Here is a 23,687-nt window from a genome sequence, read left to right on the forward strand (position 1 = left end):
GGGGCGGGCAGGGGCGTTCTGGCCGGATCAGTCGAGCGGGAGCAGGATCCCGGGGTTCAGGAGCCCGTCCGGGTCCAGGCGGTCCTTGACCGCACGGAGCGCCTCGACGCCCAGGACACCGGCCTCCCTGGCATACCAGTCGCGGTGGTCCGTGCCCACCCCGTGGTGGTGACTGATCGTGCCGCCGGCGGCCAGGACGGCCTCGTTGGCAGCGTGCTTGGCCGGGGTCCAGTGGGCGACCGGGTCCTCGCCCTGGGCGGAGACCACCGTGAAGTACAGGGAGGCGCCGTTCTCGTACACGTGGGAGATGTGGCACATCACCAGCGGCGGTGTGCCGGCCCCGGTGAGGGCGTCGGTGAGGGCCGCGCGGACGGCGGTGTACAGCGCGGGGATGCGGGACCAGAAGGTGGCGGTCTCCAGCGTCTCGGCGAAGGCGCCCGCGTCGAGGAGCGCGTCCCGCAGGTACGGCGCCGAGTAGCGGCCGTGGGCCCAGCGTTCACCGGGCTCGGCGCCGAGATACGTGCCGCCGTACGCGCGCAGAACGGCGGCGGCGCGTTCACGTGTGTGGGCCGTGTCCTCCTCGGTGCCCTCGTGGCCGACGATCGCCTGGCATCCGGCGTGCTGCCCGCCGTCCGTCGAGCCGATAGCGTCGGGCTGGGCGAGTCCGATGAGGGTCTCGGTCTCGTCGGACAGGCGCAGCACGGTGGGACGGGGCCCGTCCTGGGCGAGGCGGCGCAGGGCGGCGGTGCCCTCCTCGAACGAGGCGAAGCGCCAGCCCTCGTACACGCGGGTCTGCGGCACGGGCCGGATCCGTACGGTGACGGCGGTGATGACGCCGAAGGCGCCCTCGGAGCCGAGGACCAGCTGGCGCAGGTCGGGTCCGGCGGCCGAGCGCGGGGCGCGGCCCGTCTCCAAGGTGCCCCGGGGAGTGGCGAGGGTGAGGCCGAGGACCATCTCGTCGAAGCGGCCGTATCCGGCGGAGGCCTGTCCGCTGGAGCGGGCCGCCGCGAATCCGCCGATGGTCGCCCACTCGTAGGACTGCGGGAAATGGCCGAGCGTGAAGCCGTGTTCGGCCAGCAGCGCCTCGGCGTGCGGGGCGCGCAGACCGGGTTGCAGGGTGGCGGTGCGGGAAACCGGGTCGAGGTCGAGCAGGCCGTCCATGCGGCGAAGGTCCAGGGCGACGAATCCGCGCCGCTGCGGGGCGAGGCCGCCGACGACGGAGGTACCGCCGCCGAACGGGACCACGGCCAGGCCGTGCCGGCGGCAGACCCGCAGCACGGCGAGCACCTCGTCGTGGGTCGCGGGCAGGACGACGGCCTCCGGTACGTCCGTCACGTCACCGGAGCGGATCCGCAGCAGGTCCGGGGTGGACTTGCCGCGGGTGTGCCGGATGCGGCTCTCGGCGTCGGTGCGCACCTGGGCCGCGTCGCCGACGGCGTCCGCCAGGTCCGCGAGCGCGGTGGGGTCCACCTCCGGGTCGGGGACGGCGATGCCCTCGAGGGCCGGTGCGGCGGCACTGTGCGGCTTGACGCCGAGCAGGTCGCGCAGCAGCCCGATCACCGTGTCGGGCAGCGGTGCCGCCTTGGCCGGGTCGCCCCAGCCACTCCACAGCATGTCCATGAACGGTTGTCCCCATCATCCGGTCGTCCGCCGCAGTGCGATGCGGCGTCTCCCCCGCGGCTCCACGGGGCGTTACACTGTGACACATGACGCCTATTCGTCACAAGGACTCGGACGCGGGTATGGGCTCGGACAAGGACGCGGGCAAGGACACCGTCAGCGACACCGTGCTCGACGCGGTGCGCGACTGTGTGCTGGCCGTCGGAGTCCGGCGCACCACCCTGACCGACGTGGCCCGCCGCGCCGGTGTCTCACGAATGACGCTGTACCGGCGCTGGCCCGATGTGCGCTCCCTGGTGGGCGACTTGATGACCCGGGAGTGGATCGGCGTGGCCACCGAGGCCATACCCCAGCGCAGACCGGGGCAGGCGGCGCGCGGTGCGATCGTCGACGGACTGGTGGCGGGGGTAGCCGCGTTCCGGGCCCATCCGCTCTTCAACAAGATCCTGGATGTCGATCCCGAACTGCTGCTCCCCTATGTGCTCGACCGGCGCGGGGCGAGCCAGCAGGCGCTCCTGGGGCTCCTGGCCGGCAGCCTGCGCGAGGGGCACGCCGACGGTTCCGTACGCCGTGCCCCCGTCGAACTGCAGGCGCGTTCCCTGCTGTTGGTCGTCCAGTCCTTCACGTTGTCACTGCGGACCATGATCGACGAGGACGACCCCGATCTGACGTCCGAGGCCTTCCTCGGCGAACTGCGCACCCTTCTGGAGAGGACCCTGACGCCATGAGCGGCACCAGCAGCCCGGCCGGCGCGACCGCGCCCGCCCCCGGATCGTCCCTCTCCGCGGCCCGCCGCCGACGTGAACTCACCGAAGCGGTCGGGGGGTTGACGACCGACGTCCTGGTGGTCGGACTCGGCGCGACCGGCGCCGGTGCCGCGCTGGACGCGGCGGCCCGCGGCCTGAGCGTCGTCGCCGTCGACGCCCACGACCTCGCCTTCGGTACGTCCCGCTGGAGCTCCAAGCTCATCCACGGCGGGCTGCGCTATCTGGCGTCCGGGCAGTTCGACGTCGCCCACGAGAGCGCGGTCGAGCGCGGGGTGCTGATGGAGCGCACCGCCCCTCACCTCGTACGCGCCCAGCCGTTCGTGCTGGCGCTGACCCCCATGGTGACCCGGGGGCAGGCGTCGCTGGCCTGGGCCGGTCTGCGCGCCGGGGACGCCCTGCGGCTGGCGGCCCGTACGTCCCGGGCCACTCTGCCCGCGCCGCGCCGGCTCTCCGCCGTGGAGACCGCCCACCTGGCGCCGTCCGTGCGTGCCGACGGTCTGCGCGGGGGTCTGCTGTCCTGGGACGGCCGGGTCAGCGACGACGCCCGACTGGTCACCGCCCTCGCCCGTACCGCCGCCGCCCGCGGCGCGCGGATCCTGACCCGGGTCAGGGTGCTGGAGCTCACCGGGACGGGGGCCCGCGTCCGCGACGAACTCACCGGCGAGGAGGGCGAGATCAAGGCCCGCGCGGTGATCAACGCCTCCGGGGTGTGGGCGGGCGACCTGGTCGACGGCATCCGGATACGGCCCTCACGCGGGACGCATCTGGTGCTGCGCGGGGACCTGCTCGGCCCTCTGCCCGCGGGCCTGCACATCCCGATCCCCGGGGAGAACAACCGCTTCGTGCTGGTCCTCCCCCAGGGGGACGGACGTGTGTACGTCGGGCTCACGGACGAACCCGTGGACGGCGAGATCCCCGATGTGCCGGAGGTTCCCGAGACGGACATCGGCTTCCTGCTCGACGTGCTCGGATCCGCCCTGGCCGTACGCGTCGGGCGCGAGGACGTCGTGGGCGCCTTCGCGGGACTGCGTCCGCTGCTCGACACGACCGGCGCGGACTCCGGCGCCCCCGCCCGGACCTCCGACATCTCACGCAGGCACGCCGTACTGACCTCGCCCGACGGTGTGATCACCGTGGTCGGCGGCAAGCTCACCACCTATCGGCGCATGGCCCAGGACGCCGTCGACAAGGCCGTCGCCGCACGCGGCCTGATCGCCGGCCCGTCCACCACCGCGTCCCTGCCGCTCGTCGGCGCGGCATCACCGGACCGGCTCGGCCGGCTGCCCGCACCGGCCCGTCTGGGCCGGCGCTACGGCACCGAGGCACCCGCCGTCCACGCGCTCGCCGCCCACGACCCCCGGCTCGCCGAGCCGGTCCTGCCCGGCCAGCCCGTCACCCGGGCCGAACTGGTGTGGGCCGCGCTGCACGAGGGAGCGCTGGATGAGGCCGACCTCCTCGACCGGCGCACCCGCATCGGACTCGTGCCGGACGACCGTGCCGCCGCACTGGAGGTCGCCCGCGAGGTGCTCGCCGAGACCGCGACCACGGTGGGCTGAGCGAGTCACAGGCCGAGAGAGATGGCCAGCCGGGTGAGTTCGGCGGTGCTGTTGATGTTGAGCTTGGCCCGGATCCGGCGGAGGTAGGCGTCGACGGTGTGCTTGGACAGTCCCATATGGCGGGCCGCCTGCAGATAGGTGCAGCCGGCGGCGATGTGCCGCAGGGTCTCCCGCTCACGGGGCGCCAGCGCGGGGGCGGGGGCTGCGGCGGCCGGCGTGGTGAGTGTGAGGCTCATGGGGGCCTTCCTCTGATGGCTCGGCGGAAGCAGGGCCAGATGACCGAAAACTGCGTTTTGTCCGTTTTCAAAATCCTGGGCGCCCGACTTCATGACGGTGTCCGCCGACTGTCACAGGCGCGTCACAGGGCACGCCCGCCGAGGAGTGTCCTGGTGACGGCGCCGGATTGGTGCTCCGTCGCCGCCAGGATCATGCTTGTCAGTGAAGCCCTGCCCGTGCGGATCCCCGTCGGCAGCACGGAACGACGACGTAGCAAGGGCGAGATGAACGGCGATGGAGCGACTTCCCACCCCTCCCGGTGAGCGCCCGGACCGGCCGGACGCCTCCTTCGAACCGACCGACACCACCATGGCCGCCTCCACGGCCACGGCCACCATCGGCCCACAGGGCATCGTGACGGGGTGGAGCGAAGGCGCCCGGCGACTGCTCGGCCACGCACCTTCCGAGATCCTTGGACAGCCCGCGACCACACTGCTCGCGAACGCCGGCACGGGCCCCGGCGCCGACGAAACGGCCCTCGACGCGTCGGCCGGACGGGAAGGCGACACCGTCGCGCTGCGGCACCGGGACGGACACAGCGTGGAGGTGGTGGTCCACCTGCAGTGCCGGACGACGGACGACGGAAGCACCGAATGGCTCGCCGTGGCCGCCGTACCCGAAACGCCCTCGACGGGGAGCGGACAGCTGGCGGAGTGGACGTTCGGCCAGTCCCCCTGCGCCCTGGCGATCTTCGACACGGACCTGCGCCTGGTGCGGGCCAACTCCGGTATGGAACAGGCGCTTTCGCGCACCGAGGCCGAGATGCGCGGGCTGCGCCTCACCGACCTCGCGCCGGGTCCGGACACCGCCGAGACCGACGAGAAGCTGCGTCTGGCACTGCGGACCGGTGAGCCGCAGCACGCGCAGGCGCGTGTCCATGACACCGAGCACGACTGGTCCGTCTCCATCACGCCGCTGAAGAACGCCGACGGTCAGGTGCGCGCCGTATGCCTCACGGCGCACCGCCATCCCGCGGGCACTCCCGCCGGCCTGCGCGTGCGGCTGCTCGACGAGGCCCGCACACAGATCGGCACCACCCTGGACCTGGGGCGCACCGCGCAGGAGCTCGGCGACGTCAGCGTGCCGCGGTTCGCCGACTTCACTGCCGTGGACCTGCTCGACTCCCCCAGGCACACGGACGCGTCCACCGCTCCCCCGTCGGGATCGGTCGTGCTGCGCCGCGCCGCCCTGCGGTCCGTGCCCGAGGACGCCCCCGAGTCCATGGCCGAGGTCGGTCGGACGACCACCTACCCGGCGCCCTCGCCCCCGGCGGAATGCCTGGTCTCCGGCCGCTCAGCTCTCTACCTGCTGTCGGCCGACTCCACGGTCGCCCGGTGGGCCGACCGGGACCCCCGGGCCGCTTGGCTGCGCGCGTACGGCACGAACTCGCTGATGGTGGTGCCTCTCGTGGCCGACGGCTGCACGCTCGGGGTGGCGCTCTTCGGCCGGAACCGGCCCCGGGAACCCTTCGGCGCCGAGGATCTGCACCTCGCCGAGGAACTCACGGCGCAGACGGCCGCCGGCATCCACAACGCCCGCAAGTACACCCGGGCCCGCACCACCACCATGGCGCTGCAGCGCAGCCTGCTGCCTCAGACGCTCCCCGAACAGGCGGCCCTCGAGATCGCTTCCCGATATCTGCCCGCCACGACCAAGGCCGGCGTGGGTGGCGACTGGTTCGACGTGATCCCGTTGTCCGGTGCCCGGGTGGCGCTGGTCGTGGGCGACGTCGTGGGCCACGGCATGCGCGCCTCCGCCACGATGGGCCGGCTGCGGACGGCGGTGCGCACACTGGCCGACGTCGACCTGCCGACCGACGAGCTGCTCACCCACCTCGACGACCTGGTCCTCCACCTGTCCGCGGAGGAGGGCGCCGATGACGACCCGGACGCCGAGACCGCCGGAGGCATCGGCACCACGTGTCTGTACGCGGTCTACGACCCGGTCTCTCGCCGGTGCATCCTCGCCCGGGCCGGCCATCCACCGCCCGCCGTGGTGACCCCGGACGGCGACGTCCGGTTCCTCGACGTCCCGGCCGGTCCACCGCTGGGCCTGGGCGGTCTGCCCTTCGAGACCATGGAGACCGAATTGCCCGAGGGCAGCATCCTCGCCCTCTACACGGACGGTCTGCTCGAAGCCCGTGACCACGACATCGACGAGGCGCTGGACAAGATGTTCGCGGAACTGGCCCGTCCCGCCGCATCGTTGGACACCGTGTGCGACCGGGTGCTCTCGGCGCTGCTGACCCACCGCCCCGACGACGACATCGCCCTGCTCGTGGCCCGTACCCGGGCCCTGCACGCCGACCGCGTCGCGTCCTGGGACCTGGCCAGCGATCCCCAGGTCGTCGCACAGGCCCGGAAGTACGTCGACGAACAGCTGTCGGCATGGGAGCTGGACGACGCCGCCTTCTTCACGGAACTGGTGGTCAGCGAACTGGTCACCAACGCCATCCGCTACGGGCGGCCGCCCATCCAGCTGCGGCTGATCCACCAGGACAACACCCTGATCTCCGAGGTCTTCGACTCCGGCGGAACCACTCCGCACATGCGGCGCGCGCGGACCTTCGACGAGGGAGGCCGGGGTCTGCTGCTGGTCGCGCAGCTCGCCCAGCGCTGGGGGACGCGGCACGACCGCATCGGCAAGTGCGTGTGGGCCGAGCAGTCCCTCACCTGACTCACTTGACGACGATTCCGCCGTCGTCCTGCGGGGCGGGGGCGTCGGGCACCGAGGGGGTGTCCGGAGCAGGCTGCGGCTGGGGCTCGGAAGGCGTGTCGAGCGTGCCGACGAACTCGCCGGGCGTCGTGAACCCGGTGAGCGGCAGCAACTTCTTCGTCAGGCCGAAGTCGGTGAGGTAGACGTGATCGGGATGCTCGCTGTCCACGCCCTTGGCGACGAGGACGTTGCCAGGCTTGACGTCCCGGTGCACCAGATCGCGCTCGTGCGCCGCGTCGAGCGCGGACGCCAGCTGGGCGGCGATGCCCAGGGCTGCGGCCACGGGGAGCGGGCCGTCCCGGTCCAGCAGGGCGCGCAGGTCGAGGCCGACGACGTAGCGCATGGCGATGTACAGCACGCCCTCGGTCTCGCCCGCCTCGAAGACGGGCACGATGTGAGGGTGCTCAATGGCCGCGGCGACCCGGGACTCATGGGCGAAGCGGCGGCGGAAGGTGTCGTTGCGGGCGCGGTCGGGGCTGAGGAGTTTGAGGGCGACCGTGCGGTCGAGGCGCAGGTCGTGGGCCCGGTAGACGACGGCCATGCCGCCGCGGCCGATCTCGCTCTCGATCCGGCATCCCGCGATCTCCGCCCCGGTCCGGGCGGAGGGCTCGGCCGAGTGACGACCGAGCCCGTCCGGCGCCGCGTTCACCGGGCACCACCACTACCCGTCCACTCCGCCGGACGCCCCGGGCAGCAGCGTGAGCAGGCGGCGCGGATGATCGACCTGCTGTTCCAGGGGCTGCGCGCCCGCCCTTGACGCCCGCGCGCTTCCCACGCGGGAAAAGCGGTTGACGCCCTTCGTCGCCGGGCGGTCGGATGACGCCCCATGGGCACAGGTCAGCAGACGCATCCCGGGGTGTACGACGTCCACGACGATCTTGTACGGCGGCTGGTCGCCGGGCGGTTCCCAGGGTGGGCCGGGCTGACGGTGGAGCGGTTTCCGTCCGGCGGCACGGTCAACGCCATGTACCGGCTCGGCGACGACATGGTCGTACGGCTGCCGCTAGGGGCGGGCGGTGCCGAGGACGTGTCCCTGGAGCGGGAGTGGCTGCCCCGGCTCGCACCCCTGCTGCCCACAGCAGTACCGGAGGTGCTCGGCGCCGGGGAGCCCGCCGAGGGGTATCCGTGGCGCTGGTCGGTGTACCGGTGGCTGGCCGGGGCCAACCCCGAGGCGGGGGCGCTGAGCGAACCGGCACTGCTCGCCGAGGACTTGGCCGACTTCGTGGCCGCGATGCGGAGCGTCACGCTGCCGCGGGCTCCCAAGGCCTACCGCGGCGGGCCGCTCGCCTCGCTCGACGCGTCGACGCGGGCGGCGATCGAGGAGTTGCGCGGGATCCCGGAGGAGGGTGTCGACTGCGACGCGGTGACCGCGGTGTGGGAGGAGGCACTGCGGGCACCCGGCTGGGACGGGCCGCCGGTGTGGCTGCACGCCGATCTGATGCCGGGCAATCTGCTGGTGGACGACGGCGGCAGGCTGGCCTCGGTCATCGACTTCGGGTGCATGGGGGCGGGCGACCCCGCCTGCGATCTGTTCCCGGCGTGGAATCTGCTGCCGGCCGGTGCGCGGGAGGTCTTCCGCGAGGCGCTCGGCGTGGACGACGCGACCTGGACGCGCGGCCGGGCCCGCACACTCTCGCAGGCGCTCATCGCGCTGCCGTACTACCGGACCACGAACACGACCATGGCGGACAACGCCCGGCATGTGATCCGGGAGGTGCTGGGCGAGGAGTGACGGGTCCGGCGCGCGGCAACTTACGCGTCAGGGGGTCGCCGGTTCACGCGTCCCGCGGTGGATGTCGCCCGTCGAGTACGTCAGCGGTCGCCCCGTGCCGTCCCACCGCGTCGCGATGATCTCCGCCGCGATCGAGACCGCCGTCTCCTCCGGGGTGCGGGCGCCGAGGTCCAGGCCGATCGGGGACCTCAGGCGGGACAGGTCGGCGTCGGTGGCGCCCCCTCGCGCAGCTGGCGTGTCCGGTCGTCGTGCGTGCGGCGGCTGCCCATCACGCCGATGTACCCGGCGCGGGTGCGCATCACCGCGAGCAGTAGCGGGATGTCGAACTTCGGGTCGTGGGTGAGGACGCACACCGCGGTCCGTTCGTCCACGTCCGTCCGGGCGAGGTATTCGTGGGGCCAGGCGCACACCACCTCGTCGGCGCCCGGGAAACGCTCGGGCGTGGCGAAGACCGGCCTGGCGTCGCAGACCGTCACCCGGTAGCCGAGGAAGGGGCCCATCCTGGCGGTGGCGGCCGCGTGGTCGAGGGCGCCGAAGACGAGCATGCGCGCGGGCGGAACGACTCGACGAACAGGGCGAGCTGGTCCATGCGTCGCTGCCCCTCGGCGCCGACGTGCCGTACGGCCGTGGCGCCCCGGGCGAGCAGCCCCCGTGCCTCGTCGACGGCGGCCCGGTCCAGCTCCGGGTGGCCGAGCGAGCCGTACGTCCCGTCCTCCGTAACGGTGAGCCGGCTGCCCAGCGGCGCGGCGCCGCCGATCACCGTGGCGACGGCGACGGGCTCGTCCCGGTCGAGGCAGTCCAGCAGGCGGTTCAGACCCGCGTCGTGCGGGCCCTGGGCCCGGACCAGAACCTCCAGGGTGCCGCCGCAGGTCAGGCCGACCGCGAATGCGTCCTCGTCGGCGATGCCGTAGGTGTGCAGTCGGGCCTGACCGGTCGCCGAGCCTCGGTGGCGGCCTCGTACACGGCGCCCTCCACACAGCCTCCGGAAACGCTGCCGATCACGCGCCCGTCCGGGGCCACCGCCATGACCGCGCCGGGCTGCCTGGGCGCGCTACCGCGGACAGTGACGACGGTGGCGAGGGCGAACGGTGTTCCCGCGGCGGCCAGTTCGCGCAGTTGCGGCAGGACCTCACGCATCGGCCGCCTCCTCGGCGCGGGCCGCGCCGAGCTGTCCCCGCCAGCGGGTGTAGAGGGTGTGGGGCACGCCGACGACGTCGAGGACCTTGCCCGCCACGAAGTCGACCATCTGCCGGACGTCGTGGGAGCCCGCGTAGAAGCCGGGTGAGGCGGGCAGCACGACCGCTCCCTCGCCGGACAGGTCGGCCATCTGCTGGAGGGTGACGCGCCGCAGCGGTGTCTCCCGTACGACCAGGACCAGCGTCCGGCGTTCCTTCAGGGTGACGTCGGCGGCGCGCTGGATCAGGTCCTTGCTCATGCCGGTGGCGATGCCCGCGACTGCCGCCGTGGTCGCGGGCACCACGATCATGCCCCGGGTCGGATAGCTGCCGCTGGCCGGTCCGGCGGTGAAGTCGTTCTCCTTCCAGACCCGCATGTCGCCGACGTCGCGGCCGAAGGAGATCGAATGCGCGAGGTGACCGATCAACGTCGTCCGTCGTTGGTATAATGGTATGACATTAATGGATGGTCGAGAGGGGCCACGCAATGACGGGCGGAACGCTCATCGTCGGCGCCAGCCAGGCCGGACTCCAACTGGCCGTATCCCTGCGACAGTTGGGGGACACCGAACCGATCACGCTGGTGGGCGAGGAGAGCCACCCGCCGTACCAGCGGCCCCCCTTGTCCAAGGAGTTCCTCGCCGGGAAGGCGGACCTGGACTCGCTGGCCTTCCGCGCCCCCTCCTACTACGCCGACGCCGGGATCGACCTCGTCAGCGGTGAGCGCGTCACCGACGTCGTCCTCTCCCCCGGCGGCCGTCCCGGTGCCGGGGTCGCGACGACCGCCGGCGAGCGCGCCCTCGCCTTCGACCAGCTGGCGCTGACCGTCGGCGCCGGCCCCCGGCGGCTGTCCGTCCCGGGCGCCGACCTCGACGGGGTCTGCTATCTCCGCGACCGCGAGGACGCGTTGGACCTGCGAGTACGGCTGGCCGCCGCGTCGCGGGTCGTGGTGGTGGGCGGCGGTTTCATCGGCCTCGAGGCGGCCGCGGTGGCCCGTTCGCTCGGCAAGGACGTCACCGTCGTCGAGGCGGCCGAGCGGCTCATCGCCCGCGCGGTGGCGCCGGTCGTCTCCGAGTTCTACCGGCAGGCCCATCGGCGCCGGGGCACGACGGTACTGCTGTCGGCCGGTGTTGCAGGGTTCGACGGCGCCGCCGGCAGGGTCACCGCGGTCCGGCTCGCCGACGGCAGGGCGCTGCCGGCCGACCTGGTCCTGGTCGGGGTCGGTGTGGTCCCGCGTACCGAACTCGCCGAACGGCTCGGGCTCGTCTGCGACCACGGCATCGTCGTCGACGCACAGGCCCGCACCAGCAACCCGCACGTGACCGCCGCCGGAGACTGCACCGTGCAGCCGCATCCGCTCACGGGCGTCGGCCGGGTGCGGCTGGAGTCCGTGCAGAACGCCGTCGCCCAGGCCTCGGCCGCTGCCGCGGCCCTGCTCGGCAGACCCGCGCGGGCGGCGGCGGTGCCCTGGTTCTGGTCCTTCCAGGGTGATCTCAAACTGCAGATCGCGGGACTGTCCACCGACTACGACGAGTACGTGCTGCGCGGTGAGCCGGACAGCGAGCGGTTCTCCGTCCTGTACTACCGGCAGGGCCGACTACTGGCGATCGACGCCGTCAACAGCCCCGCCGACTACATGGCGGTGCGCAAGGCCCTCACCGACGGCGCGACGGTGCCGGCTACCGCGGCCGGCGACCCGTCCGTGCCCCTCAAGACCCTGCTGACCGCCCGCCCGGACGCGGTGTCCTCGAACTGACGGCACAACGGCCCCGCGGACCGCTCGTCCACGGGGCCGAAAGGCGACGTCGGCGTCCGTATCCTCTCGTGGAACCGCATGCAGTCGCTCCTCGACGGCGATGACGTGCTCCCGCTGTACCCGGAGCCGCTCAGCCTCGTCCCGCCGGCCGGGCATGGTTGACGCCGGGCGTGTCCGTCAGATGACCGCCGCCTCCAGGGACTCGGGCGCGAACAGCTCCTCCGGCTGCCACAGGCGCTCGGACAGCCCCTGTTCGTGGTGGTAGCGCAGGAACGTCGTGAGCGCGTCGCGATTGCCTTCGACGCCGTACGACCAGTAGTCGCGGCCCAACAGAGCTCTGGCCTCCTCGAGTTGGGGAGTCAGCCAGGGCAGCATGAAACGCAGGGCCGAGGTGTCGTAGAGGTTCTCGTACGCCAGGTCCCTGGCCGTCAGCAGGGCCTTGTAGAGGGACTGCGCGACCCAGGGGTGGCGGTCGTACACGTCCCGCCGGATCACCACGATGTGCATGATCGGGAAGATGCCGGTCGCCGCGTAGTACTCCTTCTCGGCGGCGACCACGTCCGGGAACACGCGGCGCACACGCGGGTCCCCGGCGGCGAACGGGCTCGGCACCCGGGGTGTGCACAGGGCGTCGATCTCGCCGTCGGCGAGCATCGCGGCGAGGGTACGGTCCTCGGGGATGCGGCTGACGCGCAGCGAGTCCGGCAGGTCGACGCCGGCCTTCTCGACGCGCCCCGGGGTCTCCTGGCCGCCCGTCAAGTAGCTGACGGAGTCGACGGGAACGCCGTGCCGGTCGGCCAGGATGCCGCGCATCCACACACAGGCGGTCAGCTGGAACTCGGGGGTGCCGATCCGTTTGCCCCGCAGGTCCTCCGGCTCGGTGATCCCGGCGCCGGTGTGGCAGTAGAGCGAGCCGTGGCGGAACATCCGCGAGGTGAAGACGGGCAGCGCCACGAAGGGCGCGGGGTCGGCGCGCAGAGACAGGACGTAGGAGGACAGCGACAGCTCCGCCACCTCGAACTCCTGGTGGCGCATCATCCGGAAGAACGTCTCCTCGACCGGCAGCCGCAGATAGGTGAGGTCGATGCCGTCGGGACGGACGGTGTCCTCCGCCAGGGCGCGGGTGCGGTCGTAGTCGCCGCAGGCGAAGGTGAGGTGCAGTCGGGCCATGGGCGTCTACCTGCCTTCCGCGGTCAGCCGGGCGTTCAGGCGCGGGTAGACGCGGCGGGCATTGGCCTCGAAGACCTTGTGCCGCTCCGCGTCGGTCAGCCCGGCCCGGTCGAGGTACTGCTTGGTGTCGTCCCACGCGATGCCGGTGTCCGGGTCGACTCCGCGTACGGCGCCCAGCATCTCCGAGGCGAAGAGGATGTTGTCGGCGCCGACGACCCGGTGGAGGAGGTCGATGCCGGGCTGGTGGTACACGCACGTGTCGAAGAAGACGTTGTCCGCGAGGTGTTCGGCCGGGTCGGGCCGGCCCATCCGCATGGCAAGGCCCCGGTAGCGGCCCCAGTGGTACGGCACCGCGCCGCCGCCGTGCGGGATCACGAAGCGCAGAGTCGGGAAGCGGTCGAACAGGTCGCCCTCGACGAACTGCATGTACGCCGAGGTGTCCGCGTTGAGGTAGTGGGCGCCCAGGGTGTGGAAGGCGGGGTTGCGGGACGTGGACACATGGATCATGGCGGGGACGTCGAGCTCGGTCATCGCCTCGTACATCGGGAACCAGTACGGGTGGGTCAGCGGCGGTGAGGTCCAGTGGCCGCCGGACGGGTCAGGGTTGAGGTTGCAGCCGACGAAGCCGAGGGTCTCGACGCAGCGGCGCAGCTCGGCGACGGCGTCGTCCAGCCCACCGCCCGGGGTCTGCGGCAACTGGCAGACGGCGGCGAAGTGCCGCGGGAACAGGCCGACGACGCGGTGGACGAGATCGTTGCTCGCGCGGGCCCAGTCGCGCGCCGTGGCGGCGTCCGGCACATGGTGCTCCATGCCGGAGGCCTTCGGCGAGAAGAGCATGAGATCGCCGCCGCGCTCGCGCAGCAGCTTGAGCTGGTTGTTCTCGACGCTCTCGCGGATCGCGTCGTCGCTGATGACGGCGGGCTGCGGCGCGGGCAGGGACGGGTTGCCGAGGCGCGCCAACTGGGCGTCGCGGTAGACCTGGTGGGCGGGTGGGGTGGTCGTGTAGTGGCCATGGATGTCAATGATCACCGGTCGGCTCCTGGTCGACGTAGGTCAGGCCCTTGCGGGCGAGCCGCTCGCGCATCGCGTTGACGTCGAGGCTCAGTTCGCCGCTCGCGTAGCGCTTGCGGCTCGCGGCTTCCTTCTCCTCGCGGGCTCGGGCCGCGGCGAGCACGGTGGCCGCGGCGGCGCGGGGCACGACCACCGCGCCGTCGTCGTCGGCGACGATCACATCGCCCGCCTCGATCCGCTGACCGCCGCACACGATCGGGGTGTTGACGTCGCCGAGGGTCTCCTTGACCGTGCCGAACGCGCTGATGTGCCGCGCCCAGACGGGAAAGCCCATCCGCTGAAGTTCGGCGACGTCGCGGCACCCGGCGTCGATGACCAGGCCGCGCACGCCCCGCGCGGCGACGGCGGTCGCGAGCAGGTCGCCGAAGTACCCGGCCTCGGACGGGGAGGTGGGGGTGACGACGAGGACGTCTCCCTCCCGGCACTGCTCCACGGCGACGTGCAGCATCCAGTTGTCGCCGGGCGGCACGCTGACCGTGACGGCCGTTCCCGCGATGTGCGCTCCGGCCCAGACCGGGCGCAGCGCGGGGTCGATGAGGCCGGTGCGGCCCTGGGCCTCGTGGACGGTGGCGACGCCGAATCCGGCGAGGGCGTCGACGGTCGCGCGGTCGGTGCGGCGCGGGTTGCGGACGACGATGCTCATGCCGCCGCCCAGGGCAGGAGGGAGACGTGCACGGCGTCCTCGCCGCTCTCGCCGCCGACGGTGCGGATGGCGCGGTCGGCCTCGGCGAGCGGGAAGCTGTGGGTGCTGAGCTTCTCCAGCGGGAAGCGGCCCGACGCCAGCTGCTCAAGGGCGAGTTCGCAGGAGCGGTAGCTGTGGCCGCGGGCGCTCTTGAGGGCGATGGACTTCTCGGTGAGCTTCTTCAGCGGGAAGTCGGGGAACGCGGCGAGTTCGCCCTGGACCACCATGGTGCCCTCGCGTCGCTTGAGGGCGTCGATGCCGAGCAGGACGGGTGCGGTGCCGGCACCGGCCGTGCAGTCGAGAACGACGTCGACACCGCGTCCGCCGGTGAGGTCAAGGACGGTGCTGAGAGCGTCCTGTTGGGTCACGTCGATCACGTGGTCGGCGCCCAACTCCCGTGCCAGGGACAGACGCGCGGTGTCCCGGGTCGTACCGGTGACGATGATCAGGGAGGCGCCGGCCTGCTTGCACGCGACCACCTGGGAGAGGCCCTGCTGCCCCGGGCCCTGGATCAGGACCGTGGAGGCATAGCCGACGCCGGCCGTGACCAGCGCCCACTCGATGCCGTTCGACAACGGCGTGACCAGGCCCGCAAGTTCGGCCGAGACGCCGTCGGGCACCCGGTGGGTCACCGAGTTCCAGGGGAGGTAGAGGTACTGCGCGAAGCCGCCCCACAGGTGGTACGGATTGTTCGCGGAGGTGTAGCCGTAGCGCCGGGCGTCGGGGTTGGTGCGCCAGTCGGTGGCCTCGCAGTGGCGGTACTCGCCCTGGTGGCACCACTCGCAGCGGTAGCAGCCGACGTAGTGCTCGACGAAGACCCGGTCGCCCTCGGCGAGGCCCTTCCGCTCGGTGAAGGTGCGTCCGGCGCGGGCGATGACGCCGACGTTCTCGTGCCCCATGATCACCGGATCGGTGAAGGGCGGCTTGCCGTACATCTTCACGTCGGTGCCGCAGATCCCGGCGACCTCGACCTTCAGCAGGGCTCCGTCGTCGGGTATGTCCGGCATCGGGAACTCCCGCAGCTCGGTCCGGCCCGGTGCCGTTCTCACCGCCGCCAGCACGTGCTCCGCCATGACGTCGTCTCCTCACGTTGGGGGCTGTCCCGCCGAACGCAGTGTATGGACTTATGGACTAACCATGCTACCTTTCTAGCATGGTCATACCACGACTCCGGACCGTGACCCGCACCCAGGGCGACAACGAGGCGCTGAAGACCGGGGAGGTGACTCCCCATGGCTTCCGCTTCGAGTTCGAGGAAGTGCCCGTCCTCGTCCAGGCGTTCCGGCGCATGGTGCGCGGGCTGGAGTTCGACGTCAGCGAGATGGCGCTCACCACGTACGTGGTCGCCAGGGCGCACGGCGTACGGTTCACCGCCGTACCGGTCTTCCTGGTGCGCGGCTTCCACCACGGCGCGGTCTTCCACGACCCGGCGTCCGAGGTGCGCGAGCCCAAGGACCTCGAAGGGCGTCGGGTGGGTGTGAGCCGCGGCTACACGGTGACCACGGGCGTCTGGGCGCGGGCCGTGCTCCAGGAGGAGTACGGCGTCGATCTGGGCAAGGTGACCTGGGTACTGTCGGGCGACGAGCACGTGGCGGAGTTCCGGCCGCCCTCGAACGTCGAGTCCGCGCCGCCCGGCAGCTCGCTGGAGGACATGGTCGCCGCCGGTGAACTGGCCGCGGTGATCGGTCCCCCGCCCAAGTCGCCGGCCCTGGTCCCGCTGATCCCGGACGCGGCCGAGGCGGGCTTCGGCGCCCTGCGCGAGCGCGGGCTGTATCCGATCAATCACCTGGTTGTCGTCCGTGACGAACTGCTTGCGGAGAGGCCGGAGTTGGCGGTCGATGTCTTCGACGCCTTCGCTCGCGCCAAGCAGTCGTACGTGGACCGGTTGCGTGCCGGGAACATCGCCTCCCCCACCGCCACGGACACCCTGTACCGGCGGGTCATGGAGATCACGGGCGCCGATCCGCTGCCGTACGGGATCGAGCCGAACCGTGCCGTGCTGGAGCGGCTGCTGCGACACGCGGTGGACCAGCGGATCATCGAACGGCCCCCGTCCGTGGACGAGTTGTTCGCCGAGAGCACGCACACGCTCACCGCCTGACGTGCCCCTCCGCCCGAAGGAACCGAAGGAACCCGTATGCGCATCGCCATCGCCGCCGACCACAACGGCTTCGCCCTCAAGTCCCGGCTCATCGGCTGGCTTTCGGAGCACGGGCACACCGTCGACGACCGGGGCAGCCACGATGAGAAGACGGTCGACTATCCGCCGTTGTGCGCGGACGTGTGCCGGCAGGTGGTCGAGGATGTCGCTGACCGCGGGATCGTGCTCGGCGGAAGCGGCCTCGGTGAGACCATCGCCTGCAACAAGGTCCACGGGATCCGCGCCGGGCTCTGCCACGACCTGTGGAGCACCGAGATCTCGCGCGGCAACAACGACTCCAACGTCCTCGTCCTCGCGGCGAAGGTGCTCGCGCCCGAGCGTGCCGAGGAGATCGTGGCGGCGTGGCTGACGACCCCGTTCAAGGGCGGGGTGCACGCCCGACGGCTGCAGCAGATCGCCGAGTTGGAACGGAAGGCGGCGCGGGCGTGATCCCTTCGGGGCCCCGCGTACGTGTATGAGCCAGGGGCGTGGCCGTGCTCCCCTCACGGCCACGCCCCGCTCTTACGCCGCCGAGGTGAGGAACTCCAGCACCCTTGCCGGTGCGGTCTCCTCCGTCTGCTCGGCCACCGGGACGTCCCAGTACTCGGTGCGAGGCAGGCACTCCTGGAGATACCTCGCGGCCGACGGTGCGTGCGAGGTGTCCTGCCCGGGGACGATGAGTGCCGGTACGTCGAGCAGCAGCAGGTCCTCCGGTTCGGGGCCCGGCACGGTGTCCCGGTCGAACAGCAGTCGTGCCGTGCCGGTGACCATGGCCCGGTAGCGGTCGGGGTCGGTGCGCGCGTAGGCGTCGGCGAACTCGGCGTCCGTGCGGACGGCTTGGGCCCAGGGTCCGACACGGGGGTCCTTGGTGAAGCCGGCGTCGGTGCTGCGGACGAGGGCGACGACCTGCTTCAGGCCGTGCTCGTCGGCGTACACGAGGTGCTGCCGGAAGCGGTCGTGCTGTTTCATCCGGTACTTCACGCCGCCCGCGGGCGAGTACAGCACCATGCTCAGCACGCGTTCGGGGTGGGCGACGGCGAGCGCGGCCACGGTGGAGCAGCCGACACAGCCGCCCATGAGGTGGGCGCGGTCGATGCCGAGGTGGTCGAGGAGGCCGACGCCCTGGCGGACGTAGGCGTCCCAGGAGATCCGCTCCAGCCGGCCCCCGGACCGGCCGGACTCACGCCGGTCGAAGGTGACGCAGGTGAACTGAGACGTCAGGTGGTCGAGCAGGCGCAGGCGCCGGTAGACGCCTACGGTCCGCCAGCCCTCCAGGCTGGAGTCGAATCCGCCGGGCGAGAACATCAGCAGCGGCGGACCCGCGCCGGCGACCTCGTAGCGGGTCGGGATTCCGTCGATGACGGCAGTGGGCACGGTGCGTACCCCTTTCTTCGGGGGCGGCTCGGGGTGAGCGTGATTCCGCGGGCGGCGGGGTCGGAGGCCGTGTCGGGGCCCGTTCCCCTTCGGGGGCGGCCGAAGTCGCCTTTCTTTCGGTGCCGAGCGCCGGGCTGGGTCGGCGGCCGTGGAGACGCCCGGGCGCGCGTACACGACGCGGCAGGCGGCGCCGGATGTCCTGCGGGCCTGGCAACGGTCGGGTTCCCCCTTGCGGTCGGGCAGGGCGGGTGCCCGGCGCGCCGGGGGTGTCAGGTCGCCGGCGGGACCGGGACACCGCCGGCGACCTGGCGAGCCGCTCGTACGTCATCGGCGTAGGCCGTGAGGGCGTCGAGCGTGATCCGGGCTACGTTGGCATAGGCGTCCGGCGGGTCGTCGATGGCGGAGGCCGCGTAGCCGATGGCCGCGTGAGCCATGCGCATCCGTCCGTCGAGCCAGGGACCGCCGCCGAAGCCGCCGACCACGGGCACGGAGACGGCCTCGGCCACCGCGGCGCCCACCACCGGGCCGGAGTTGGTGAAGTTCAGCAGGGCGGCCCCGGCCTCCTCGAGGCGCTTGGCCTCGGACACCATGGCGTCCCGCATCTCCACCGGCACCTGGTCGGCGGCGGTGGGCACCGCGCTGTACTCCACGCCGTAGCGCAGCGCGGTCTGCGGGGTGATGCCGAACTGTGCGAAGACCGGGATGCCCGCGCGGGTGATGGCCTCGACGGCCTCGGGGAAGTCGGCGGCCGCGTCCAGCTTGACCAGGTCTGCGCCGGCCTCCTTGACGAACCGGATCGCGGCGCGGACGGCGCTGTCGGTGCCCTCCTGGAGTGGACCGAAAGGAAAGTCGACGCTGACCAGTGCGCGCCGGACTCCGCGCCGTACCGCCTGGGCGACGACGAGCATCTGGTCCATCGTCACCTCGAAGGGGTTGGCCTGGCCCCAGAGGTTGACGCCCACCGTGTCTCCGACGGAGACGAGGTCGACGCCGGCGCGGTCCGCGATGCGGGCGATCTGGTAGTCCCAGGCCACGACACCGACGATCTTGCGTCCCTCGCCCTTCATCCGCCGCAGCCCTCGCAGCGTGACCTTCTCGGACATGAGGTCCTCCTGAACCCTGAGCTGAATCACGAGCTAAACCCGGAGCGCGGTGAGCAGTTCGAAGGCGTCGCTCTCGTCGGCCGAGAGCAACAGGACGCGGGCGTAGGGCCGTAGGGCCGCCACCGCGTCGTCGGCCTCGAAGCCGTCGCCGAGGACCACACCGGCGGTCGTGATGCCCCGGTGGCCGCAGAACCGTCCGATGGCGGCCGCCGCGTCCCGGCCGCCGTCCTCGGTGGCGAGGACCACGACCACGTCACTGCCGGACAACGCGTCGTCGAGCGACACGTCCGACACCGTGTCCGGCGGCAGAGCCGCCACCCAGCCCGGGGGCGCTCCCGGCATCTCGCCGGGGGGCGCGGGTCGGCTCTCGGGCGTCGGCTCGTGCCCGTTCCCTCTCGGGTGGCCCGGCCCCGCCTCACCCCGGACCGCTCCCCCGCCGGCGAGTCGACGCAGCCGGCCCTCGGGGCCGGAAGGGCGGTCCGCGGTGAAGAACCGGGCGTGGGCCCAGGGCCGTTCCGCCAGATGGCGGGCGACCGTGGCCGCCCGCTCGTCCAGGGCGATCACGCGCGCCGCGCGGGCCGGCGCGATCGGTACGTCGATGCGGTACCGGGACTCGCCCGCCGAGGCCGCACGGGCGCTCTCGCTCAGTTGCCTCGTCACCGTCGGCATGTCACACCGACGCCTGTGGCACGCCGGGCGTCACCTTGACCGCGTCGCGGCAGGAGTCCAGGAACGACTCGGCCTGCGGCAGCACCACCGCCGCCGACCGCACCTGGTGGTGCACGGGGTCGACGCCGGGCGGTGTGACACCCTCGTCCCGCAGGGCGATCGCCGCCTTACGGAGCTTCTGCCGGGCCTTGATGATGCCGCTGTCGGCAGGCACGAGCCGTTCCTTGCTGCGGTCGACGATCGGCCCCATGCTCTCCTGCAGCGAGGCATCCTGCATGGCGATGCCGGCCACGCCGGAGTAGGTCTCGCCGCGCTTCTGCGCCGCACGGTCGATCAGATAGTCGTTGTCCATGTTGGCCATGGGCCGGTAGGTGCCCGGGATGTTCTTGCTGTGCACGCCGTGGCCGTCGATCATGGCCTGCCGTTCGGTCTCGGTGAGGGCGCGCACGGGGTGGTAGTCGAAAGAGTAGGTCCAGCAGTTCTCGTCGTCGATCGGCACCCAGAAGTGGCCGTGCACCGGGTGGTCGCCGCGCGGCGGGACCATGGTGAACGCGGGCATCACCCACGGCGTGATCCGCCAGTAGTAGGTGCCCTCCTCGGCATTGCGCCGGGCGCCGACGAAGAGTCCGCCGTCGCTGTCGGCGACCTCGAAGAAGGGCTTGGTGTCGTTCATGTTGTACTCGTTGCCCTTGGCGCCCTTGAACAGCGGGTCGGTCTTGAGGCCGCCCGAGTGCAGGAAGGTGACGTGGCTGGAGTCGATGCCGCCCTCGAAGGCCTGCAGCCAGTTGCACTGCTGCCAGCGTTTGGAGGTGTAGGTCTGCTCTGCCGGGACGTGGATCCACTCGAACTCGGGCAGCGGGGGCTGGGTGGCCCGGTCCCCCATGTAGGTCCACAGCACGTCGCCTATCTTGACCAGCGGGTACGACGTGAGCTGCACGTTCTGGCAGAAGCTGCTGTTGTCCGCCTCCGAGGGGACCTCGAGGCACTGGCCGCTGACGTCGTACTTCCAGCCGTGGTAGGGGCAGCGCAGGCCGGAGCCCTCGTTGCGGCCGAACCACAGGGAGGCGCCGCGGTGGGCGCAGAACTCGTCGATCAGGCCGTAGCGTCCCTCGCTGTCGCGGAAGGCGACCATGCGCTCGGAGAGCAGTTTGACGCGGACGGGCGGGCAGTCGTTCTCGGGGAGTTCCTCGGCGAGCAGCGCGGGGATCCAGTACTGCCGGAACATTTCACCCATCGGCGTTCCCGGACCGGTCTGGGTGAGCAGCTCGTTGATGTCTTTTCTGAGCACAGCCGTTTCCCTTTCAGGTACTGACCCGCCGGCGGGCCGTGGGCTTCGGTGCTGAGTGGTGCGTGCGGTGGGTGCGGAGCGGGTCGGTCAGGGCTGGTCCGGGGGGATGTCGACGGTGAGCCCGCCGAGTTCCTGCGTGATGCGGATCTGGCAGGAGAGGCGGCTGGTGTCGCGCCGCTCGGCCACGGCAAGGTCGAGCAGGTCGTCCTCCATGTCGCCGGGCGGGCCGACGAGCGGCGCGAACTCCTCGCGCACCCAGACGTGGCAGGTGGCGCAGGACTGGTTGCCGCCGCACTCCGCGACGATCCCGGGTACGCCGTTCCTGACCGCGGCCGCCATGACCGAGTCCCCGACCGTCGCATCGACGGTGTACGCGGGACCGTCACTGCCGACGAAGATCACCTTGGGCAAGGTCCCTGTTTCCTCTCGCGATCGACGGAATCCACTGCGAATGGGTAGGCCGTCGGGCTCCGTCCATCCGGTGGTCTGTCCATTAGACCAGAACTCTGGAACTTCGAACAAGAGACGAGACGTGGGGGCACAATCGGCCTCATGCGAACGCTGATCCTGCTGCGTCACGGCGAGAGCGCGTGGAACGCCCGGAACCTGTTCACCGGCTGGGCCGATGTGGACCTGACCCCCTGGGGCGAGCAACAGGCCCGCCGCAGCGGCGAACTGCTGTGCGCGGCCGGGCTGCTGCCTGCCGCCGCGCACACCTCGGTCCTCACCCGGGCGGTGCGCAGCGCCGCCCTCGTCCTGGAGGCAGCCGGCCTCTCCCAGGTCCCCGTCGCCCGGGACTGGCGGCTCAACGAGCGGCACTACGGCGCCCTTCAGGGCCGGGACAAGAGCGATGTCCTGCGGGAGTACGGCGAGGAGCGCTTCCGGCTGTGGCGGCGCTCGTACGACGTGGCACCGCCACCGGCCACCGGCACCCCGCACGACCCCGCACCGCCGCCGGCCACCGGCACCCCGCACGACCCCGCACCGCCACCGGCCACCGGCACCCCGCACGACCCCGCACTCCCCCGCACCGAGTCGCTCGCCGACGTCACCACCCGCCTGTTGCCGTACTGGCACAACCACATCGCCCCCGACCTGCGCGCGGGCCGCACGACCCTGGTCGTGGCGCACAGCAACTCGCTGCGGGCGCTGGTCGCGCACCTGGACCGGCTCGGCCGCGAGGAGCTGCTCGGCCTGAACATCCCCACGGCCATGCCGCTGCGCTACGACCTCGACGAGCGCCTGGCACCCGTCGTCCGCGGCGGCCGGTACCTGGATCCGAGGGCCGCCGCGGCGGCCGCGGCCGAGGTGGCGGACGAGGGTCACCGATCATCGCGCTCGACTCGTTGACGCCTTCAAGTAGTGGACTTATGGTTCTACCAATCCACCATCCCCTACGCTCATCAGCGCAGGTCGTGTCGCCAGAGCCGACCAGGAAGGGCCGTCATATGGCCAAGGATGCGATCGTCAACGACTCCCTGGCGGCGAAGTTCGCCACGGAGAAGGACTCCCCCTACACCCGCTGGGTCGCGGCCGAAGGACTCGACATCATCGCCGCCCACTATGTGCCCGACCTGCGCACCGTGGAGCTGAAGCCGTGGGCACGGCGCGGCGGACGGGGGGTGTTCATCAACCACGAGGCCACGCGCACCTCCAACGACTGCTATGTCTGCGAGATTCCGGCGGGCGGCACGCTCGCCCCGCAGCGGCAGCTGTTCGAGGAGATGGTGCTGATCCTCGACGGCCAGGGGTCGACGCGGGTCTGGAACGACGCCGGCGCCTCGGTCACCTTCGAGTGGCAGGCCGGTTCCATGTTCGCGATCCCGCTCAACGCCCACCACCAGCACTTCAACGGCTCCGGCCGGAAGACGGCGCGCTTCGTCTCCTCGACGAACATGCCACCGGTCATCAACCTCTACGACGATCCGGAGTTCGTGTTCAACACCCCGCACGACTTCCCGGACCGTTTCAACGGCGAGCCCGACTACTTCTCCCCCCAGGGCGAGCAGAAGGGCCTGCTGCTGGACACCAACTTCGTGGCGGACGCGGTCAATCTGCCGCTGATCGAGGCGAAGGAGCGCGGCGCGGGCGGCGGGCACATCCGCTTCGCGATGGCCAAGGGGTCGATGAACAGCCACATCTCGCAGTTCCCGACGGCCACCTACAAGAAGGGGCACCGGCACGGCCCCGGCGCCCACGTCATCATCCTGTCCGGCGAGGGCTACAGCCTGATGTGGCCGGAGGGCGAGGAGCCGCGCCGCTACGAGTGGGGTCCGGGCACGCTGATCGTGCCGCCGAACATGTGGTTCCACCAGCATTTCAACACCGGTACGGAGCCGGGCCGTTACCTCGCCTTCAAGCACGAGGTGGTGTCGGTGCGCAACGCCCAGGGCGTGCCGAAGGCCTGGATCAGCCGACGCATCGGCGGCGACCAGATCGACTACGCCGACGAGTCGCCGTACGTGCGCGAGACCTTCCGCGAGGCCTTGGCCAAACACGGGATGCAGCCGGAGATGGACGCGGTGTACGAGGCGGAGCTCGCCACGCTTCCGCCGGAGCCGGACCAGTCCGTCACCGCCTGACCGAGTCGACG

At 71.8% G+C, this 23,687-nt stretch carries 20 protein-coding genes and 3 pseudogenes; 9 read left to right on the plus strand and 14 right to left on the minus strand.

Annotated features, from left to right (window positions below):
- Positions 1-27: 27 nt before the first annotated feature.
- Positions 28-1,620 carry an FAD-binding oxidoreductase gene (locus ACFYXB_RS22495; RefSeq protein WP_389585087.1) on the minus strand — a complete coding sequence of 531 codons (1,593 nt, stop codon included), beginning with the start codon at positions 1,618-1,620 and terminating at the stop codon, positions 28-30.
- Positions 1,621-1,706: 86 nt separating this feature from the next.
- Here ACFYXB_RS22495 and ACFYXB_RS22500 point away from each other — a divergent pair, with 86 nt between their 5' ends.
- Positions 1,707-2,348, plus strand: coding sequence for a TetR/AcrR family transcriptional regulator (locus tag ACFYXB_RS22500; RefSeq protein WP_389585089.1), 642 nt, complete (start codon positions 1,707-1,709; stop codon positions 2,346-2,348).
- Positions 2,345-3,943, plus strand: a complete 1,599-nt coding sequence (locus tag ACFYXB_RS22505) for a glycerol-3-phosphate dehydrogenase/oxidase (protein ID WP_389585091.1) — start codon at positions 2,345-2,347, stop codon at positions 3,941-3,943. Before ACFYXB_RS22500 ends, ACFYXB_RS22505 begins: the two co-directional genes overlap by 4 nt.
- Before the next feature lie 5 nt (positions 3,944-3,948).
- Here ACFYXB_RS22505 and ACFYXB_RS22510 read toward each other — a convergent pair whose 3' ends face one another.
- The gene (locus tag ACFYXB_RS22510; RefSeq protein WP_351351733.1) at positions 3,949-4,179 is read right to left on the minus strand and encodes a helix-turn-helix transcriptional regulator; all 231 of its coding nucleotides are present in this window, start codon (positions 4,177-4,179) and stop codon (positions 3,949-3,951) included.
- 274 nt (positions 4,180-4,453) lie between these two features.
- On the opposite strand from ACFYXB_RS22510, the gene ACFYXB_RS22515 reads away from it, so the two are divergent.
- A complete protein-coding gene (locus ACFYXB_RS22515) occupies positions 4,454-6,895 on the plus strand; it encodes a SpoIIE family protein phosphatase (RefSeq protein ID WP_389585094.1) in 2,442 nt (813 codons plus the stop codon).
- Positions 6,896-6,959: 64 nt separating this feature from the next.
- On the opposite strand, the pseudogene ACFYXB_RS22520 reads toward ACFYXB_RS22515, so the two are convergent.
- Positions 6,960-7,517: pseudogene (locus ACFYXB_RS22520) on the minus strand (serine/threonine-protein kinase); the annotation flags it as partial.
- Positions 7,518-7,760: 243 nt separating this feature from the next.
- On the opposite strand from ACFYXB_RS22520, the gene ACFYXB_RS22525 reads away from it, so the two are divergent.
- Positions 7,761-8,666, plus strand: a complete 906-nt coding sequence (locus ACFYXB_RS22525; protein ID WP_389585096.1) for an aminoglycoside phosphotransferase family protein — start codon at positions 7,761-7,763, stop codon at positions 8,664-8,666.
- Between the two features lie 27 nt (positions 8,667-8,693).
- On the opposite strand, the pseudogene ACFYXB_RS22530 reads toward ACFYXB_RS22525, so the two are convergent.
- Positions 8,694-9,803, minus strand: a pseudogene (locus ACFYXB_RS22530) (XdhC family protein).
- Positions 9,796-10,230, minus strand: a pseudogene (locus tag ACFYXB_RS22535) (UbiX family flavin prenyltransferase); the annotation flags it as partial. The pseudogenes ACFYXB_RS22530 and ACFYXB_RS22535, both read right to left, overlap by 8 nt.
- 98 nt (positions 10,231-10,328) lie before the next feature.
- On the opposite strand from ACFYXB_RS22535, the gene ACFYXB_RS22540 reads away from it, so the two are divergent.
- Positions 10,329-11,597 carry an NAD(P)/FAD-dependent oxidoreductase gene (locus ACFYXB_RS22540; RefSeq protein WP_389585099.1) on the plus strand — a complete coding sequence of 423 codons (1,269 nt, stop codon included), beginning with the start codon at positions 10,329-10,331 and terminating at the stop codon, positions 11,595-11,597.
- Between the two features lie 177 nt (positions 11,598-11,774).
- Here the strand turns inward: ACFYXB_RS22540 and ACFYXB_RS22545 are convergent, their stop codons facing one another.
- Genes ACFYXB_RS22545 through ACFYXB_RS22560 form a run of 4 tightly spaced genes read right to left on the minus strand, consistent with a single transcriptional unit; the run spans position 11,775 to position 15,593 of the window.
- On the minus strand, positions 11,775-12,767 hold the full coding sequence (locus ACFYXB_RS22545; RefSeq protein WP_389585102.1) for an ABC transporter substrate-binding protein: 993 nt from the start codon (positions 12,765-12,767) through the stop codon (positions 11,775-11,777).
- A gap of 6 nt (positions 12,768-12,773) precedes the next feature.
- Positions 12,774-13,796 (minus strand): amidohydrolase family protein, encoded by a 1,023-nt coding sequence (locus tag ACFYXB_RS22550; RefSeq protein WP_389585105.1) that lies wholly within the window; start codon positions 13,794-13,796, stop codon positions 12,774-12,776.
- Complete coding sequence (locus ACFYXB_RS22555; RefSeq protein ID WP_389585107.1) at positions 13,786-14,481, minus strand: 4-carboxy-4-hydroxy-2-oxoadipate aldolase/oxaloacetate decarboxylase; 696 nt, start codon at positions 14,479-14,481, stop codon at positions 13,786-13,788. The genes ACFYXB_RS22550 and ACFYXB_RS22555 overlap by 11 nt, the downstream gene beginning before the upstream one ends.
- Positions 14,478-15,593, minus strand: a complete 1,116-nt coding sequence (locus tag ACFYXB_RS22560; RefSeq protein WP_351349644.1) for a zinc-binding dehydrogenase — start codon at positions 15,591-15,593, stop codon at positions 14,478-14,480. Before ACFYXB_RS22560 ends, ACFYXB_RS22555 begins: the two co-directional genes overlap by 4 nt.
- A gap of 80 nt (positions 15,594-15,673) precedes the next feature.
- Between ACFYXB_RS22560 and ACFYXB_RS22565 the strand changes: the two genes are divergently transcribed.
- A complete protein-coding gene (locus ACFYXB_RS22565; protein ID WP_389585110.1) occupies positions 15,674-16,621 on the plus strand; it encodes an ABC transporter substrate-binding protein in 948 nt (315 codons plus the stop codon).
- Between the two features lie 36 nt (positions 16,622-16,657).
- Positions 16,658-17,110 carry an RpiB/LacA/LacB family sugar-phosphate isomerase gene (locus ACFYXB_RS22570; RefSeq protein ID WP_389585112.1) on the plus strand — a complete coding sequence of 151 codons (453 nt, stop codon included), beginning with the start codon at positions 16,658-16,660 and terminating at the stop codon, positions 17,108-17,110.
- A 72-nt stretch (positions 17,111-17,182) separates the two neighbouring features.
- Here ACFYXB_RS22570 and ACFYXB_RS22575 read toward each other — a convergent pair whose 3' ends face one another.
- From ACFYXB_RS22575 to ACFYXB_RS22595, 5 genes are all read right to left on the minus strand, one after another.
- The gene (locus ACFYXB_RS22575; RefSeq protein ID WP_351349638.1) at positions 17,183-18,034 is read right to left on the minus strand and encodes an alpha/beta hydrolase; all 852 of its coding nucleotides are present in this window, start codon (positions 18,032-18,034) and stop codon (positions 17,183-17,185) included.
- Between the two features lie 269 nt (positions 18,035-18,303).
- A complete protein-coding gene (locus ACFYXB_RS22580) occupies positions 18,304-19,137 on the minus strand; it encodes a 3-methyl-2-oxobutanoate hydroxymethyltransferase (protein ID WP_389585115.1) in 834 nt (277 codons plus the stop codon).
- Positions 19,138-19,170: 33 nt separating this feature from the next.
- Positions 19,171-19,797 (minus strand): 3-methyl-2-oxobutanoate hydroxymethyltransferase, encoded by a 627-nt coding sequence (locus tag ACFYXB_RS22585; protein WP_389585117.1) that lies wholly within the window; start codon positions 19,795-19,797, stop codon positions 19,171-19,173.
- Positions 19,798-19,807: 10 nt separating this feature from the next.
- A complete protein-coding gene (locus ACFYXB_RS22590) occupies positions 19,808-21,094 on the minus strand; it encodes a Rieske 2Fe-2S domain-containing protein (protein ID WP_389585119.1) in 1,287 nt (428 codons plus the stop codon).
- An 87-nt stretch (positions 21,095-21,181) separates the two neighbouring features.
- Complete coding sequence (locus ACFYXB_RS22595; protein WP_388497404.1) at positions 21,182-21,505, minus strand: 2Fe-2S iron-sulfur cluster-binding protein; 324 nt, start codon at positions 21,503-21,505, stop codon at positions 21,182-21,184.
- A gap of 141 nt (positions 21,506-21,646) precedes the next feature.
- On the opposite strand from ACFYXB_RS22595, the gene ACFYXB_RS22600 reads away from it, so the two are divergent.
- The gene (locus tag ACFYXB_RS22600) at positions 21,647-22,444 is read left to right on the plus strand and encodes a 2,3-diphosphoglycerate-dependent phosphoglycerate mutase (protein ID WP_389585121.1); all 798 of its coding nucleotides are present in this window, start codon (positions 21,647-21,649) and stop codon (positions 22,442-22,444) included.
- 98 nt (positions 22,445-22,542) lie between these two features.
- Entirely contained in the window at positions 22,543-23,676 is a 1,134-nt protein-coding gene (locus ACFYXB_RS22605; protein WP_389585124.1) for an ethanolamine ammonia lyase-activating protein, read from the plus strand.
- The last annotated feature ends 11 nt before the right edge of the window (positions 23,677-23,687 follow it).

Source organism: Streptomyces sp. NPDC002619, assembly GCF_042889305.1.
Taxonomy (GTDB): domain Bacteria; phylum Actinomycetota; class Actinomycetes; order Streptomycetales; family Streptomycetaceae; genus Streptomyces.